Source organism: Frigoribacterium sp. CFBP 13605 (genome assembly GCF_014839405.1).
Lineage (GTDB): Bacteria > Actinomycetota > Actinomycetes > Actinomycetales > Microbacteriaceae > Frigoribacterium.
The window spans coordinates 1-266 of the sequence record NZ_JACYNS010000239.1; the positions used below are offsets into that span (position 1 = coordinate 1).

The following is a 266-nucleotide window of genomic DNA, read 5'->3' on the forward strand; positions in this document are numbered from 1 at the left end:
GCACCGGCGGCACCGGCAGCGGCCCCGGCGGCGTCGCCCCCGTCATCGATTCCGCCGGCGACGGACGCCCCGTCGACGTGACCCTCAGCGGCGTGGACGCCCCGCGGGCGCTCGCCTTCACCGGCGGCCTCTCGTCCGGCCCGGCCATCGCGGGTGCCGGTGCCCTGGTCGTCGGCCTCTCGCTGCACCTCCGCGGACGACGCCGGGCGGTGACGTCGTGACCGGCACGCACGGCCGCCGTCGCCGTCGCCCCACGGGTGTCGCCC

The 266-nt window shown here is 80.1% G+C and carries 1 pseudogene; it reads left to right on the forward strand.

Annotated features, from left to right (window positions below):
* Positions 1-221, forward strand: a pseudogene (locus IFT36_RS16220) (hypothetical protein); the annotation flags it as partial.
* Between the last annotated feature and the right edge of the window lie 45 nt (positions 222-266).